Below are 16,428 nucleotides of genomic sequence, written 5' to 3'. Positions count from 1 at the left end.
TGGCTACACCTTCGGCATTGCCGCTTTTTTGGCTGTGCGTTCATTTTTCGCGCACGGCACCATTATTCAGATGTGGGGATGTTTCCTTGGCAGTAAGTAATCTCGATATGCATGCTTTGTTCGTGCTGGGTGATTTGCGCGCAAAGCTGGTCAAGCAGTTTCAGTCACGTTTCGTTTACATCACCGAACAGAACGCAGAAGGCATTTACATTGCCGAAATCGATACCGAGTCAGCCCTGGTGGTGGACGACAAGCCCGGACTCAAGCTCAAGGTCGGCGATCATTTCAGCGCGTCGGTGCTGCCCAGCCGCGAAGGTGGCAAGCTGGACATCAGGTTCCGCGACATCAAGCTGACGGTCTACGGAATAGGCGATTACGCCTTTGTGACCACGGCCGACGGTCAGGGGATCGTGTTCAAGGAAGGTCACAGCGTGGTGATGGTGTTCGCAGCCCATCAACAGTTGCAGGAAGGCCTGACCAAGACCCTCAAGGCCGTGACCGCCAAAGCGGCCAAGTGGCGCAAGGGTGAGCTGGTGACCTTCAAGGCCAGCGAGTGATGATCCTGACCCGCGCCGATTTCCACGAACAGAACCTGGCCAGTGCTCAAGACGAAGCGCGGCGGCTGTTCGGGCAGAAGACCATTCTGCAAGGAGCCTGGCTGAATTGGGTGGCGTCACAGCTTTACCAACTGCAACCGGCACCCTACGCCAACATGGTCAGACGAGAACTGATGCGTTTGCAGGAAACCTGCGAAAACTGACCCATGCACCTCGAAAGCAGGAACCTCTACTACAGTCAATGGACTGAGTATTCAGAGGCTTCGCGGTCTACTACCAGGCCCCCCCCCTGCTATTGCTGTGAACAGCACGAGGTGCAAAAGCATGAACGGATTTCGACGGTTGCTGGCTGCGGTCCTGGCCACTTTCGGTTTGCTGGCGACACCGGCCCCGGCGTTGGCCGCCCAGACGCCAATCCACTTTGCCGACCTGAACTGGGAAAGCGGCAGCCTGATTACCGATGTCCTGCGCATCATTGTCGAGAAGGGCTTCGGGCTGCCGACCGATACGTTGCCGGGCACCACCATCACTCTGGAAACCGCGCTGGCCAACAATGACATCCAGGTCATTGGCGAAGAGTGGGCCGGTCGCAGCCCGGTGTGGGTCAAGGCGGAATCAGAAGGCAAGGTTGTCAGCCTCGGCGATACGGTCAAGGGGGCTACCGAAGGCTGGTGGGTGCCGGAATATGTGATCAAGGGCGACCCGGCCAAGGGCATCAAGCCGCTGGCGCCCGACCTGCGTAGTGTCAGCGACCTGCCGCGTTACAAAGACGTGTTCAAGGATCCGGAAGCCCCGACCAAGGGGCGTTTCCTCAACAGCCCTATCGGCTGGACCTCGGAAGTGGTCAACAAGCAGAAGCTCAAGGCGTATGGACTGGACGACAGCTACGTGAATTTCCGCAGCGGTTCGGGGGCTGCACTGGATGCGGAGATCAGTTCGTCCATTCATCGTGGCAAGCCGGTGCTGTTTTACTACTGGTCGCCCACGCCGTTGCTCGGCCGCTTCAAGCTGATTCAACTCGAAGAGCCACCGTTCGACGCCGAAGCCTGGAAGACCCTCACCGACGCCGACAACCCCAATCCCAAGCCGACCCGCTCCCTGGCCTCCAAGCTGTCGATCGGTGTGTCCACCCCCTTCCAGAAGCAATATCCGCAGATTGCCGAGTTCTTTGCCAAGGTCGACTTTCCGATCGACCCGCTGAACAAGGCCCTGGCCGAGATGAGCGAGAAACATACACCGCCGCGCCAGGCGGCAGAGGCGTTCATGAAGGCCCATCCGGACGTCTGGCGGGCCTGGCTGCCCAAGGACGTGGCAGATAAAGTCTCCGCCGCCCTGTAGGCGCTGCCGCAGGTCGGGATCTTTTGATCTTTGTCATGGAAATGCAAAATCAAAACATCGCAGCCTGCGGTAGCTCCTACAATGTTCAGTTCATTTCCCTTTCAAGGATCTCTGAACCATGACCCTGGTGTTGGCTCAATCGCTGGTGACGATCTTCGCCGCGATCAGTCTGGTGCATGTGTATTGGGCGTTGGGTGGCGAGTGGGCGGCGGTGGCGGCGGTCCCGCAAGTACCGCAGGTGGGCAGCGCGCAACTGCGACCGGCGTTTAAACCGCGAGGCTGGATCACGCTGGTGGTGGCCGGGCTGTTGCTGCTGATTGCCGTGTTGGTGTGCTTGCGGGTGGGTTGGTGCCTGCCACCCTTGCATCACTGGTCGTTGCAGTGGGTGCTCAGTGCGATTGCGATTTTGCTGTTTGCCCGGGCCATTGGCGATTCGGATCTGGTTGGTTTTTTCAAAGAGGTCAAAGGCTCGAAATTTGCCCGGCTCGACACCTGGGTTTACTCGCCGTTGTGTGTGGTGCTGGGGGCGGGGTTGTTGGCGGTGGCCTGGGTCTGAGACAGGCCGGTCGTGATGTATTGACAGGTCTATCGCCTTCGCGAGCAAGCCCGCTCCCACAATTGATCTGCGTACACAGTTCAAAATGTGGGAGCGGGCTTGCTCGCGAAGGGGTCAGTCCAGTCAATACAAATCCTTGGTCTAACTACCGCTCTCCGTCCGCCGGCTGCTCACCTCAGCCGGCACATCATCCCCGGCCATGCGTTTGCGAAACAGCGCCGCCCGGGCCAACAGCAATGTCGTCACCGGCACGGTAATCGCCAGCAGGATCGGAATCAGCCAGGCGTGCAATACCGGCGCGGACTTGAGCGCCGAAAAATAGATGATCGAAGCCAGCGCCACGCACCAGGTCCCGAGCGTCGAGGCCAGGGCCGGTGGGTGCATGCGCTGGAAGTAGTCCTTCATGCGCAGCAGGCCCGTGGCGCCGATCAAGGCAAACAGACTGCCGAGCACCAGCAGGATCGCCACCGGGATCTCCACCCACAACGACAATGGCGTATTCATTCGATCACCTCGCCACGCAGCAGGAATTTCGCCAGGGCGAACGAGCCGACGAAACCGAACAGGGCGATCAGCAACGCCGCCTCGAAGTAGGTGTCACTGGCATAACGTATGCCCAGCGCCAGCATCATCAGCATCGCGACGATGTACAGGTAGTCCAGCGCCAGAACCCGATCCTGGGCCGACGGCCCCTTGAACAGGCGGATCAGGGTCAGGATCATCGCCAGGGAAAAGAAGAACAGGCTCAGCAGGATCGCGTTCGACAGCAAGGGGCTCATTCGAAGATCTCCATCAGCGGACGTTCGTAGGTCGCCTTGAAGTGCTGGATGAACAGCGCCTCATCGTCCAGGTCGAAGACGTGCAACAGCAGAATGCTGCGGTCCAGCGCCAGCTCCGACCAGACTGTACCGGGCACCACTGTGGTGATCATCGACAGCGCGGCCAGGCCGTTGGCGTCACGCAAGTCCAGCGGTACCTTGATGAATTGCGAGCGAGGCGGGCGGCGACCGGCATTGAGCACGCTCCAGGCCACGGCGAGGTTGGACACCAGCACATCGCGCCCGACCACCAGGATCAGGCGCAGGATTACCCAGGGACGACGGATGCGCACCGGCAGCGGACGCAGCCTGCGCATCATCAATGGCGCACAGAATCCCAACGCGGCACCCAGCAGCAGGTTGCCGGGGCTGATCGACAGGTTCAGCAACAGCCACAGCAGCCACAATGCCAGCGATAGCAGCGGTGCCGGAAACAGGCGCTTCATGGCTGCACCTCCTGCGGGGCCGCTACGGCCGACGGGTTCGGTACGACGCGTGTGTCGAGCACCGCCATCACGTATTGCTGCGGGTTGTACAGGGCATCGGCGGCGGCCTGGGTGTAGCGCAGCAGCGGATCGGCCTTGAAGGTCAGCGCAATGCTCAGGCCCAGCAGGGCGAAGATCGGTACGCATTCAAGGCGTCGCAACAGGGGCGATGGTCGTTCCGCAGGCGTCCAGAAACGCTGGATGCCCAGGCGCGAAAACGCGATCAGCGATGCCAGCCCAGACACGATCAACAACACCAACAGACCCCACGCGGCATTGGAAACCGGTGTGTCGCCGCTGTTGCCCAGGCCTAGCGGATTGAGCAGGGCGCCGATCAACCCGAGTTTGCCGATAAAGCCAGAAAGCGGCGGCATGCCGATGATCAGCAAGGCGCAGGCGATGAAGCTCAGACCGAGAAACGCCATGGTCCAGGGAATCACCTGGCCGACCACGGCTTTCTGGTCGTCGTCGAGGTTGGTGCCTTTGGGCGGATGCAGGGATTCCAGTGGCCGCGGCAGCAGTTCGGCTTCATCTTCGAGCAGGACTTCGTTGGCCGAGCGCGAGCGCTCGATCAGCTCGGCCAGCAGGAACAGGGCGCTCAACGCCAGGGTCGAGCTGAACAGATAGAACAGCGCAGCGCCAACCAGGTTCGGCTGGGCGAAGCCGATGGTCGACAACAGAATGCCCGCCGACACCAGGATGCTCAGGCTGGCCATGCGCTCCAGGCGTTGCGCGGCGAGGATCGCAATGGCAGCGCAGACGATGGTCGCCATCCCACCGTAGATCAGCCAGTCGCCGCCAAAGAACGCCGATGCCCCGGCCTGGGCGGAGAACAGCAACGTCCACAGGCGCAGCAAGGTGTACACGCCGACCTTGGTCATGATCGCGAACATCGCCGCCACCGGCGCGCTGGCCGAGGAGTAGGCCGGCACCAGCCAGAAGTTCAGCGGCCACATGCCGGCCTTGGCCAGGAACGCGATGGCCAGGATCCCCGCGCCAGCGTGTAGCAAACCGCGATCAGCTTCGGACACCAGCGGGATTTTCACCGCCAGGTCGGCCATGTTCAGCGTGCCGGTGACCCCATAGATCAGCGCCGCGCCAATCAGGAACAGCGACGAGGCCAGCAGGTTGATCGAGATGTAATGCAGTCCCGACGACACCCGCGCCCGGCCCGAACCGTGGAGCATCAAGCCGTAGGACGCGGCCAGCAGCACCTCGAAGAACACGAACAGGTTGAACAGGTCCGCGGTGAGGAATGCGCCGTAAAGACCCATCAACTGGATCTGAAACAGCGCGTGAAAACTCGAACCGGCGCTGTCCCAGCGGGCCATGGCGAACAGCAGGGCACTGACGCCGATGATGCCGGTCAGCACCAGCATCAGCGCCGACAGGCGATCGACCACCAGCACCAGGCCGAACGGCACTTGCCAGTTGCTCGGCAGGTACACACCGATGGAGCCGGGCACGCCGGTGGTCTGTGTCCATTGCAACAACGCCACGGCAATGCCCAGCCCGAGCAGGCTGGAGAACAGATTGATCCTGGCCTTGAGCGGCCGGTGCTTCTCGCCAAGCATCAGCATGATCGCGGCGGTCAGCAGCGGCAGCAGAATGGGCGCGACGATCAGGTGAGTCATCGCCATCATTCTTTGGGCTCCCGGCCATCCACATGGTCGGTGCCGGTCAGGCCCCGGGAAGCCAGCAGCACCACCAGGAACAGCGCGGTCATGGCAAAGCTGATGACGATCGCCGTCAACACCAGTGCCTGCGGCAGCGGGTCGGTGTAGTGCAACAGGTCCTGCGGCACGCCGTCCTTGATGATCGGTTCCTTGCCGATGAACAGGCTGCCCATGCTGAAGATGAACAGATTGACCCCGTAGGACAGCAGGCACAGGCCCATGACCACCTGGAACGTCCGTGGGCGCAGGATCAGCCAGACGCCGGACGCGGCCAGTACGCCGATGGCGATTGCGATGACTTCTTCCATCAGACGGCTCCTTTGGCGGCAACGGATCTGGGCTGGGCGGCGGTTTTGTGGCCGCGCACCGATTGGTGGGCGAGGGCGGTGAGGATCAACAGTGTCGAGCCGACCACCACGCCGTACACACCGATGTCGAAGAACAGCGCGCTGGCCAGGTGAATGTCACCCAGCAGCGGCAACGAGAAATGCCAGGTGTGGGTGGTCAGGAACGGATAGCCGACAACCATCGCGCCCAGGCCCGTGGCCGTGGCAATCATCAGTCCCGTGCCCATCCAGCGCAGTGGCCGCAGGCTCATTTGTGCCTCGACCCACTGCGTGCCGGCGACCATGTATTGCAGGATGAACGCCACCGACATCACCAGCCCGGCGACAAAACCGCCGCCCGGTTGATTGTGCCCGCGCATGAACAGGTAGAACGAGACCACCAGCGCCACCGGCAACAGCAGGCGCACCAGCACCGCCGGCACCATCATGAAACCGAGCGCGGTGTCGCTGGCGTGACGCGGGTTGACCAGGTCGGTAACCACATCCGGCGCGAGCAGGCGTTGCTGGGCCGGCAGTTGCAGGCTTTCTTTCGGCGGACGGAAGCGACGCAGCAGGGCGTACACGGTCAGCGCCACGGCCACCAGCACGGTGATTTCACCGAGGGTGTCGAAACCACGGAAGTCCACCAGCATCACGTTGACCACGTTGCTGCCGCCGCCTTCGGGCAAGGCGCGACTGAGATAGAACGAGGAAATATCGTTGGGGGTCTGGCGCGTCAGCATGGCGTAGGCCAGCAACGCCATGCCGACACCGACCGAGGTCGACAGCAGCAAGTCGCGGATACGCCGCACCCGCGCCCGGCGCAGGCTGCCCGGCAACGGCGAGACCTCCTCGATCCGTCGTGGCAGCCAGCGCAGGCCCAGCAGGATCAGCACTGTGGTCACCACTTCGACCGCCAGTTGGGTCAGGGCCAGGTCCGGCGCGGAAAACCAGACGAAGGTGACGCAGGTCATCAGGCCGCAGACGCTGACCATGGTCAGGGCCGCGAGACGGTGGTACTTGGCCTGATAGGCCGCGCCAAGGGCGCAGGCGATGGCCAGCAACCACAAGGTGACGAAGACGATCGACCCCGGGATTTTCGGCCGGTCACCCCAGTGAAGGCTGCTGTGGAGCATGGGAATCAACCCGGCCAGTACGGCGGCGAGCACCACCAGGAACAACTGCATTTGCAGGCGCCTGGTGCCAATCCGGGGCTCCAGGCGACGGGCCAGGCGCATGATGGCGACCAGCGTGCATTCGAACAGGTGCTTGCCGTCCAGGCGGCCGATGACGGGCGGATGATCGAAACGTCCGCGCTTGAATTGATTGCGCAGCAGCAGATAGAGCAGGGTGCCGCAGGACAATGCGATCAGGCTCATGATCATCGGCGCGTTCAGGCCGTGCCAGATGGCCAGGCTGTACTCGGGCAGCGTGCCGCCGACTACCGGTTGCGCCGCCGCCGCGAGCAGCGGGCCGACTATCTGGGCCGGGAAAATTCCCACCAGCAGGCAGGCGAACACCAGCAACTCGACCGGCGCGCGCATCCAGCGTGGTGGCTCGTGGGGTGTGTGTGGCAGGTCGGTCGCGGGCGGGCCGAAAAACACGTCCACGGTGAAACGCAGGGAGTAAGCCACGCTGAAGGTACCGGCAATGGTTGCCACGATCGGCAAGCTCAGTTCGATCCAGCGCGTGGCATTGATGAAGACGGTTTCGGCGAAGAACATTTCCTTGGACAGGAAGCCATTGAGCAACGGCACGCCGGCCATCGAGGCGCTGGCGACCATGGCCAGGGTGGCGGTAAACGGCATCAGCTTGTACAGGCCGCTGAGTTTGCGGATATCGCGGGTGCCACTTTCGTGGTCGATGATCCCGGCGGCCATGAACAGCGAGGCCTTGAACGTCGCATGGTTGAGGATGTGGAACACCGCGGCGACGGCGGCCAGCGGGCTGTTCAAGCCAAGCAACAGGGTGATCAGGCCCAGGTGGCTGATGGTCGAGTAGGCCAGCAATCCCTTGAGGTCGTTCTGGAACATCGCGCAATACGCCCCGAGCAACAGGGTGCAGGCGCCGGCGCCACTGACGATGTAGAACCATTCTTCACTGCCCGAAAGCGAAGGCCATAGCCGTGCGAGCAGGAAAACCCCGGCCTTGACCATGGTCGCCGAGTGCAGGTACGCCGACACGGGCGTCGGCGCGGCCATGGCGTGGGGCAGCCAGAAATGGAAGGGGAACTGTGCGCTTTTGCTCAAGGCGCCAATCAGGATCAGGGGTAATAGAATCGGGTAGAGGGCATGGGCGCGAATCAGATCGCCGGCGGCCAGGACCTTGTCCAGGTCATAGCTGCCGACCACATGGCCGAGCAGCATGACCCCCGCCAGCAGGCACAAACCGCCCGCACCGGTCACCATCAGCGCCATGTAGGCGCCGCGCCGGGCATCGGCGCGATGGTGCCAGTAGCCAATCAACAGGAACGAGAAGAGGCTGGTCAGCTCCCAGAAAAACACGATCTGGATCAGGTTGCCGGAGATCACCAGCCCGAGCATGGCGCCCATGAAGGCCAGGAAAAACGCGAAGAATCGCGGCACCGGATCGTTCGGCGACATGTAGTAGCGCGCGTACAGCGAAACCAGGGTGCCTATGCCCAGCACCAGCATGGAGAACAGCCAGGCGAAACCGTCCATGCGCAGGACAAAGTTCAGGCCCAGGCTGGGCAGCCATGAAAACTCTTCGCGAATGACGCCGCCATCGGCGATCTGCGGGTACAGGAAGGCGACCTGAACGGTGCCGATCAGGGCGATCAGGCCAGCCAGCAGGGATTCGGTGTTACGGGCATTGTGCGGCAACACGGCCGCCAAACAGCTGCCTATGAAAGGCAGAAGCAGTAGAACTATCAGGGACATAGGCTTCTAATCTGCGGAAGTTTGTGAAGCATCATACGTGCCAGCTCCCGGATCACCAAACGCCAAGCTGTCGCAGAATCCTACACGGTAGACGGAAACGCCCTGATTCACATTGTTTCAGAGAGAGGTCGGGGAGCCCGTTCCGGCCCCTTCGCGAGCAAGCCCGCTCCCACAGGGGATTTGTGAACGACACAAATCCCCTGTGGGAGCGGGCTTGCTCGCGAAGGCGATTGATCTGGCGATGCGGAACCGGCGGTTTATCGCTGAGTTTCCTCTTCCAGCTCTTCCTCAGGCGCCGCAGCCTTACCCTTGGTCTTCAATTCGCTGACAATCACCGCCGCCACAATCAATCCGGCCCCGACCAGGGCAATCGCCGGCAAGCGCTCCCCGGCAATGCGCCCGACTATCCCGGCCCATACCGGCTCACCGGCATAGATCAGGGTTGCGCGGGTCGGTGACACGCTTTTCTGTGCCCAGTTCATCGCCACCTGAATCGCCGCGCTCGCCGCCCCGAGCCCCAGCGCGCTGCACAACAGCAACCAGGAGAAGTCCGGAATCGCTTCGTTGGTCGGCACCACCATCAGGAACGACAGCACCGAAGTGACCGCCAGTTGCACCACCGTCACCCGGCGCACATCGACCTGGCCGGCATAGGTGCTGATCAGGATGATCTCGGCCGCAATGGCCACGGCGCTGATCAAGGTGGCGATTTCACCGGGGCTGAAATTGAACGACGCACCTGACGGCCCGGACAACAACATCAACCCGGTAAAGGCCAGCATGATGCCGATGCTCGGCATCAACCCCGGGCGCCGCCCCAGCACCAGCCATTGCAGCAACGGCACAAACGGGACGTACAGCGCGGTAATGAATGCCGATTGGCTGCTGGGAATGCTCTGCAGCCCGACCGTCTGCAAGCCGTAGCCGAGCATGATCGCCACGCCGATAAACGACCCGGCCTTGAGTTCGAACAGGGTCAGGTCGCGCAGGTGACGCCAGGAAAACAGGGCGACGATGCTCGCGGCGGCGGCAAAGCGCAGGCCGACGAAAAACATCGGGCCGCTGACGGTCATCGCATGCTGTACCAGCAGGAAGGTACCGCCCCAGACCATCGTGATCAGTACCAGCACGCATTCGGCCTTGCTGAACCTTGTAAAACGGGAGGAAGCCTTTGGGGAATTCACCGACGTCATGACCTTGCACGCTACTGGAGGGGGACGCACAATGCGTCGAATGTTGCGCAGTATACTGCCCAACCCCACTCAGTGAGCAATATAGTGCACAAAGATTCTACCCAGCGGGCTTCGGTCCTCCAGCACGTCAGTCAAAACGTCCGTCGTTTACGTCATGCCGCCGACCTGAGCCAGACCGCGCTGGCCGAAAAGTCCGGTGTCAGCCGTCGAATGCTGGTGGCGATCGAGGCAGGGGAAAAGAACGTCAGCCTGACCACCCTCGACCGGGTGGCCGAAGCCCTGGACGTTGCCTTCAGTGATTTGATCCAGGCCCCCGACGCCCGCGATCCCAGCCGTATCAATGAGCTGGCCTGGACCGGCACGATCCCTGGCAGCAGGGCGGTGTTGCTTTCCAAGGCCCAGGCCAGCCGCGAAGTCGAGCAGTGGGAATGGTGCCTGCAACCGGGCGAGGTGTATCCGTCGGAGCCGGACGCCGATGGCTGGAGCGAGCAGATTTATGTCTTCGAAGGGTGCCTGACCGTTATGCTCGGCGACCAGCCACAGCATATCGCGGCGGGTGAATTCTTTATGTTTGCCAGCAACCAGCCACACTGTTATCGCAACGACGGGGTGGTGGCGGCGAAGTTTGTACGTAATGTGGTGATCTGAACAGGGAGTGCATGGATGGGCCAGACCTTGAACAATGACGCCGACATCCTGATTGTCGGTGGCGGCCTCAGTGGCGCAATGTTGGCGGCGCAGTTGATGCGTTTGCCGGGCCGGCGCCGGGTGCTGGTGATCGAGCCCCGGGCCGGGTTGGGGCGGGGTGAAGCCTACAGCGCGGTGGAACTGGGTCATACGCTCAACGGCAATGCGGCGCGTATGAGTGTTGACCCGGACAACGCCGACGACCTGACCCAATGGCTGACCGAGTACATCGAGGCGGGCGGATGGCCGGAATCGGATCAGCAGCATGTGCCGATCAGCGAGTTGTTTCCGCCTCGGGGCGTTTTCGGCCTGTACGCCCGGCAGCGCCTGGCAGAAGCGCAGGCGGTGGGCGCCTTGGTCGGTTCGACGGTCGAGCATGTGCAAGACGAGGTGGTCGATTTGCAAGCCGATGCAGACGCCGTGCGGTTGACCCTGAGCGACGGCCGATGCTTGCAGGGCGCTTTTGCGGTGCTGGCCACCGGGATGTTTCCCGCCGCGCGCACCCCGCAAACCCGGTCCAGCGGCTTGAACGCAGCAGCCCTCGATCCGTGGGATGTGGCGGCCATGCGGCAACTCGATCCGCAAGCGACGGTCATGATCATCGGCTCGGGCCTGACCATGGTCGATGCTGTGGTGTCGCTGGAACAGGCCGGGCATCGTGGGCCGATCGAAGTGTTTTCCCGCCATGGGCTGCTGCCCCATGTGCGTCGCCAGCCACCGGCCTGGGTGGATTTTCTCGCGCAGGATCAGAGCATCCGCACACCTCGCCAGTTGATGCGCGAACTGCGTCGGCACTGCCGGGACGCCATCGCCCAAGGCATCGACTGGCAGGCGCCGCTGGACACGGTGCGGGCACACATCGGCCGCTTGTGGCATCAGGCGACCGACGTGCAGCGTCGGCAGTTCGTGCGGCATGTGCGGCCGTGGTGGGAAAGCCATCATCACCGTTCGCCACCCTTGAGTGCCGAACTGGTTGAGCGCTTGTATAAAGAAGGGCGGTTACGTATTCACGCAGCCTCTTACCAGGGCCTCGAGCCGTCGCTGAATGGCGAGGTGAGTATCCGCCTTCGACGGCGGGGTGAGGCGCAGACCTGTGTGGTCAGCGGTGTCGCCCTGATCAACTCCAGCGGTATCGAATACGACTGGCGCCGGGTCGCGCGACCGCTGCCCCGGCAACTGCTCGCCCGAGGCCTGGTCCGGCCCGGGCCGCTGGCCTTGGGCATCGCGGCAGAGGTCGATGGTGCGGTCCTGAACGCCGAGGGGCAGCCTGCCCGCCGTTTGTTTGCCATGGGCCCGCCGTTGCGTGGCATGTGGTGGGAAAGTACCGCCGTCACCGATGTGGCGAGCCAGGCCAAGGCGTTGGCCGAGCGGCTGTCGATCAGGTTGGGGGTCTGAGTACATATCCGTTGCTGCGGTAACGGCTGCTTATGGTTTCGCCCTTACGGCGAGTCCCTTTTGTCAAACGACACAAAAGGAACCAAAAAGTCTCGCCCCTTACGTACGGCCCCTCGCCAAGGCTCGGGGTTCCTTCGCTCCGGCATTCCTCCGGGGGCATCGCCCTCCGGTTGGCTTCGCTGGCACCTACATGCGATGTGTTCGACTGCGTCGAACGGCGCTGCGCGCCAATCCCCGGATGAACACCTCCACTCAGCCTGCCGAGGGGGCGGGTGGATCAAGATCAAAAGCTGCAGGCGAGCTAACGCTCGGCCTGATGAGTGGTGAAGAGCGTGGGTGTACGCCGCTCTGCCTTTGCTCTTCTGTGGGAGCGAGCTTGCTCGCGATGGCGGCCTGCCAGCCGACCAATTTCTCAAAGATGCACACAATCCCCTGTGGGAGCGGGCTTGCCCGCGAAGAGGGCCTGCCAGTCGATCGAGATCTTTCAGATGTACTGAATACCTGTGGGATTGAGCCAGGTCCGGGCACCGCTCCAGTGATGGCAGCCAGACCACCGCTGGATTACTCCCATCAATGCACCCGGCAAAAAACCGCGTCCCCCCACCCGAGGTCGCGGTTTTCCATAGGGTTGAAGCCGGCCCCATCAACCTGCGTGGTTAATGGGGCGCGGGCTCAGTTGGCGATCACCGGCACCGTGCGCACGGAGCCTTGGGACGAGGTGATCGTGGCGGTCGGGTTCGCCGACGGAACGACCGTGGTGGTGTTGTTCACGGTCAACCGCCAGCGTCCATTCGCCGGTACGGTGGTGGTGCCCAGGGTGACCAGCCCGGTCGGAGTGGTGACCTTGATGGTGATGGTGTTGCCGGTGGTCACCGATGAGGTGCCGGCAAAGTCCCAGGTGAAGCGGTTGTTGGAGCGGGCTCTCACCGTTGCGGTGGTCACTGCGAAGGTTTCCGCAGCAGGCCGTGGCGAGACCTGCACCGTGACCGTGGCTGGCGACGTCGATTGGGCGCCGAAACTGTCCCGGGCAAAGTAGGTGAAGGTCGTGGTGAAGGCCGTGGTGACGGTGGCCGGTGGGGTGTAGGTGAGCACCGTGCCGTTACTGCTGACGGTGCCGCCACCTGCCAGCGGTTGAGTGAAGCCGGCGACGGCTAGCGGCACATTGCCTTCTGGATCGGTGTCGTTGGCCAGCACGTTGATTGGAATCGCCACACCCAGTGTCGTGACGGCATCGGCGACGGCCACCGGAGGTCGGTTAGGCGACACGGTCATGCTCACGGTTGCCGCTGTCGTCGAGGCCAGGCCTTTGACGTCCTGGGCCTTGTAGGTGAAGGTCGTGGTCAACGGCGCGTTGACGACAGCAGGAGGGGTGTAGACCACCGCCGTAGTGCCGCTCAATGCCACCGTGCCCTGGCTGGCGGCCGGTTGGGTCAGCGCGGTAATGCTCAGTGGCGTATTGCCGTCCGGGTCCCTGTCGTTGGCCAGCAGGTTGAGGGTGATCGGCACGCCGAAGCTGGTGCTGCCGGTATCGGCGACGGAGATCGGTGCCTGGTTCGCGCCGGTGTCCGGTGCAGTGCCGACGACCACGACCGGCTCGATGTCACTGCCGCCGGCAGCGGACTTGACCGTTACGGTTGCAGGGGGTTGGGTCAACTCAGCCACCGTCAGGCGTTGCAGGATTCCGGTTTTCGACAGCCGCCCGTAACCCTGGGCGACCATGTCCGGTACCACCACTTCGTCTGTGGAAGTGGCCTCGATCAGCAGGCTGTGGTTGCTCCAGTCGTAACGGGCGGTCTGGATTTTCACCACGTCCGAGAGCTTGCTCGACACCGCAGTCGGGCGGGTGGTCCCGGCGGGGTTGGTGGCGGTGACCACCACGACCGGCGGCACCGTTGCGTTGGCCAGCAGATTCTGGGCGAAGAACACGCCGTTGTTATCGCTCACCATGTTGGTCTGGCAAGGTGACACAGGCGGGCCGGGGACCAGGGCGATGCTTTCGCGAAAGCACAGGGTCGAACCGTTGGCGGCTTTGGCAAACACTTCGACCCGGGTGGTGTTGCCGCCCGTGCCGGCTATGCGGCGGTAAGTGGCACGGGTCATGTCCACCGCGGTCTGCGCGCGGTTGTCGAGCACCTTGCCGGACAGGGTGAAGAGGTTGGTCTGGATGGTCCCGGCCGGACCCTGGATGCGCACGAAGTTGGTGTTGTTGGGGCTGCCGGTCACGGCTTCGGTGAGGTTGGGGTCGCCGACGAAGGTTTCGATGGCGCCGGTGTCCGGGTTCACCTCGGTGTAGGGGCCGTTGACGCTGCGCAGGAACGGCCCGATCGCACCGTTGACCGCACCGCTGAAAACCCCCGGCGCACCGATGCCGACGTCCCTGGTGATGTTGATCGCCCGGCGCCCGGTGGTGGTGACGTTGACCGTTTCCACGCCATAGGGGTGGGTGATGGTGTAGGTCCCGGCAACGGGAATGTTCACCCGCAGACGAATCCGCGCGAAGCTGATCTGGTCGCCATCGAGCGGGTTGCCACCGGCAAATGCAGCCTCGATCCCGGCGACATAGACGTCCATGCCATAGCCGGCGGTGTTGTTGGGGATGCTGGTCTCGGCAAGGAACCAGAAGGCTTCGTCTGGCCAGTTATCCGGGAACACCATTGGCAGGGTGTCGTCGAAAATGCCCGGTGTCGGCAGCAGGGTGCACATGTAGGCCGGTGGCACGCTGGCTGCCACCCGCGAGCTGGCGGCGCGGGACTGGCACAGCTCCATCGACAGTTGATTGTTGTCCTGATACCAGATCGGGAATTTCCCGGTGGCAAAGGTGTAAGGACCGGGATCGACGGCGGCGAGTTGCGCGAAAGCACTGCCGGTCAGCGATAGAGTCAGTCCCAGGGCGTTGAGCGCCAGGCGTGGCCATTTGTTCATGATGCCTCCTGATGAGGATCCGGGCATGTGGGCGTTCATTGCACGATGACCACTTCTTCGGTATCGCTGCCGCCATTGGAGGACGACACACGAACCTGGGCTGGCGGAATCGGCGAGATGCCGGTGGCCAGGCTTTTCACGGCGCCGTCACCACTCAGGGCGCCGATGGCGATACCGGTGCCGGAGGTGGCGGTGAGCACCGGTGGCGACGTTTCATCGCTGGTCGAAGCCACGATGGTGATTTGCCCGGTGCTCAGGCTGTACTCGGCGCGTGAGATCGTCACCAGGTCGGTCAACGGCATGGGCAATATGGTCGGCGCGCTGCTGGTGATGGCCAGGTGGTTGTCGGCGGTCACCTGCAAGGTGCTCGGCAACGTCGGGTTGTTCGGCGACTGTGCATACCAGTGGCCGGTGGTATTGGCTTCGGTGAAGTTCAGCAGCGGATTGTTGCTGTCCAGGGTCACGGTGGCGGGTGGCGGCGGGGCCATCACGAACACGTCCTGCTGGGCCACCGGGGCGCTGGTGCCGGCCTGTCGCGAGTAGGTGCTGCGCTCGGCGATCACCGGGGTCGGACGGACCACCGACGACAACTTGCCGGATACGGCGAAGAGGTTGGTGCGCAAGTCCAGGCCATTGGGGCCTTCGATGCGCACGTAGTTGGTGTTGAACGGGCTGCCGGTGACGGCTTCGGTGAGGTTCGGATCGCCGACGAATTGTTCGGCCTGGCCCGTGCTCGGGTTGGTCTCGGTGTAGGGGCCATTGACGCTGCGCAGGAACGGCCCGACGTCGCCCTTGAGTGCGCCGTTGTAGGTTTTTGGCGCGCCGATGCCAATGTCCCGGGTCATGTTGATCGCCCGACGGCCGGGAGTCTCGACGTTGAACACTTCGACGCCGTAAGGGTGGGTGATGACATAAGTGCCAGCGGTGGCCACGTCGATGCGAACACGGATCCGGGCGAAGCTGATCTGGTCGCCCTCCAGTGGATCCCCACCACTGAAGGCTGCTTCGAGCGCCGAGACATAGGTCAGGTCGATGCCTCGGGCGGCATCGACGATAGTTGTTTCGCCTGTTGCCCAGAACGCTTCGTCGGGGAAATTGGTCGGGAAGACCAACGGTTGCGTGTCATCGAAAATGCCGGGATTAGGGATCAGCGAGCACATGTAAGTCGGGGCGCCCGGCGCGCTGGCAACCCTGGAACTGACAGCCTTTGATAAACACAGGTCAAGGGTTCGGCCGTGGCTGTCTTGATACCAGGCGGCGAAATTGCCATTGGCTGGCAGGTAGGGGCCGGGGTCTACGGCAAACAGCGCGGCCTGGGCAATACCTTGGGCTAGAGCAGTCACAACCAGGGCGGACGCGGTTTTGCACAGTAACGGGTGCATGAGTGTTCCCTCTGTCGAAGTACCTGCCCCTTGGGGATGGGGCAGTTGGCAGGGAGTTCGGCAACTTCCATACCAATCGGCGAAAACGCCCGTGAGACGCCCGCAGTAAAGGCGTTGGCGCGGTCGCAGGCGGCAGGCCGGGAAGTTATGGCACGGGCAGCTATCCCCGACTTTGGGGGGGACGGGGTCGCGG

The 16,428-nt window shown here is 62.9% G+C and carries 15 protein-coding genes; 6 read left to right on the top strand and 9 right to left on the bottom strand.

The genetic code is table 11. The annotated features are described in order from the left end of the window. Nucleotides 1-107 precede the first annotated feature (107 nt). From KGB20_RS20505 to KGB20_RS20490, 4 genes are all read left to right on the top strand, one after another. Nucleotides 108-557, top strand: a complete 450-nt coding sequence (locus KGB20_RS20505; protein WP_172435400.1) for a hypothetical protein — start codon at nt 108-110, stop codon at nt 555-557. Next, nucleotides 557-760 (top strand): hypothetical protein, encoded by a 204-nt coding sequence (locus KGB20_RS20500; protein ID WP_150815148.1) that lies wholly within the window; start codon nt 557-559, stop codon nt 758-760. The genes KGB20_RS20505 and KGB20_RS20500 overlap by 1 nt, the downstream gene beginning before the upstream one ends. Before the next feature lie 121 nt (nt 761-881). Continuing rightward, nucleotides 882-1,895 carry an ABC transporter substrate-binding protein gene (locus KGB20_RS20495; protein ID WP_154910598.1) on the top strand — a complete coding sequence of 338 codons (1,014 nt, stop codon included), beginning with the start codon at nt 882-884 and terminating at the stop codon, nt 1,893-1,895. A 118-nt stretch (nt 1,896-2,013) separates the two neighbouring features. Continuing rightward, a complete protein-coding gene (locus KGB20_RS20490; RefSeq protein WP_102671389.1) occupies nt 2,014-2,451 on the top strand; it encodes a DUF3995 domain-containing protein in 438 nt (145 codons plus the stop codon). 141 nt (nt 2,452-2,592) lie between these two features. On the opposite strand, the gene KGB20_RS20485 is transcribed toward KGB20_RS20490, so the two are convergent. From KGB20_RS20485 to KGB20_RS20455, 7 genes are all read right to left on the bottom strand, one after another. Further along, nucleotides 2,593-2,955, bottom strand: a complete 363-nt coding sequence (locus tag KGB20_RS20485) for a Na+/H+ antiporter subunit G (protein ID WP_090456437.1) — start codon at nt 2,953-2,955, stop codon at nt 2,593-2,595. After that, nucleotides 2,952-3,230: a K+/H+ antiporter subunit F gene (locus KGB20_RS20480; RefSeq protein ID WP_007986253.1), complete on the bottom strand. Its 279-nt coding sequence runs from the start codon at nt 3,228-3,230 to the stop codon at nt 2,952-2,954. The genes KGB20_RS20485 and KGB20_RS20480 overlap by 4 nt, the downstream gene beginning before the upstream one ends. Continuing rightward, nucleotides 3,227-3,715: a Na+/H+ antiporter subunit E gene (locus KGB20_RS20475; protein WP_154910597.1), complete on the bottom strand. Its 489-nt coding sequence runs from the start codon at nt 3,713-3,715 to the stop codon at nt 3,227-3,229. Before KGB20_RS20475 ends, KGB20_RS20480 begins: the two co-directional genes overlap by 4 nt. Then, nucleotides 3,712-5,397 (bottom strand): monovalent cation/H+ antiporter subunit D, encoded by a 1,686-nt coding sequence (locus KGB20_RS20470; protein WP_154862324.1) that lies wholly within the window; start codon nt 5,395-5,397, stop codon nt 3,712-3,714. Before KGB20_RS20470 ends, KGB20_RS20475 begins: the two co-directional genes overlap by 4 nt. Next, a complete protein-coding gene (locus tag KGB20_RS20465; RefSeq protein ID WP_007986256.1) occupies nt 5,394-5,738 on the bottom strand; it encodes a Na+/H+ antiporter subunit C in 345 nt (114 codons plus the stop codon). The genes KGB20_RS20470 and KGB20_RS20465 overlap by 4 nt, the downstream gene beginning before the upstream one ends. Beyond that, on the bottom strand, nt 5,738-8,656 hold the full coding sequence (locus KGB20_RS20460) for a monovalent cation/H+ antiporter subunit A (RefSeq protein ID WP_154910596.1): 2,919 nt from the start codon (nt 8,654-8,656) through the stop codon (nt 5,738-5,740). Before KGB20_RS20460 ends, KGB20_RS20465 begins: the two co-directional genes overlap by 1 nt. 257 nt (nt 8,657-8,913) lie before the next feature. Then, nucleotides 8,914-9,849, bottom strand: a complete 936-nt coding sequence (locus KGB20_RS20455) for a DMT family transporter (protein WP_223473759.1) — start codon at nt 9,847-9,849, stop codon at nt 8,914-8,916. 84 nt (nt 9,850-9,933) lie between these two features. Here KGB20_RS20455 and KGB20_RS20450 point away from each other — a divergent pair, with 84 nt between their 5' ends. Together KGB20_RS20450 and KGB20_RS20445 are read left to right on the top strand one after the other, a co-directional pair. Beyond that, nucleotides 9,934-10,497 carry a helix-turn-helix domain-containing protein gene (locus tag KGB20_RS20450; protein ID WP_090456428.1) on the top strand — a complete coding sequence of 188 codons (564 nt, stop codon included), beginning with the start codon at nt 9,934-9,936 and terminating at the stop codon, nt 10,495-10,497. 15 nt (nt 10,498-10,512) lie between these two features. Then, nucleotides 10,513-11,931, top strand: coding sequence for an FAD/NAD(P)-binding protein (locus KGB20_RS20445; RefSeq protein ID WP_154910595.1), 1,419 nt, complete (start codon nt 10,513-10,515; stop codon nt 11,929-11,931). 672 nt (nt 11,932-12,603) lie between these two features. Here KGB20_RS20445 and KGB20_RS20440 read toward each other — a convergent pair. Together KGB20_RS20440 and KGB20_RS20435 are read right to left on the bottom strand one after the other, a co-directional pair. Then, a complete protein-coding gene (locus KGB20_RS20440) occupies nt 12,604-14,853 on the bottom strand; it encodes an Ig-like domain-containing protein (protein WP_154910594.1) in 2,250 nt (749 codons plus the stop codon). Between the two features lie 35 nt (nt 14,854-14,888). Then, nucleotides 14,889-16,235 carry a hypothetical protein gene (locus tag KGB20_RS20435; RefSeq protein ID WP_154910593.1) on the bottom strand — a complete coding sequence of 449 codons (1,347 nt, stop codon included), beginning with the start codon at nt 16,233-16,235 and terminating at the stop codon, nt 14,889-14,891. Between the last annotated feature and the right edge of the window lie 193 nt (nt 16,236-16,428).

This window comes from Pseudomonas sp. BF-R-30 (genome assembly GCF_019956175.1).
GTDB classification, from domain to species: domain Bacteria; phylum Pseudomonadota; class Gammaproteobacteria; order Pseudomonadales; family Pseudomonadaceae; genus Aquipseudomonas; species Aquipseudomonas jessenii.
Note: the sequence above shows the minus strand (reverse complement) of the source record. Positions and strands in the feature narration are given on the sequence as shown.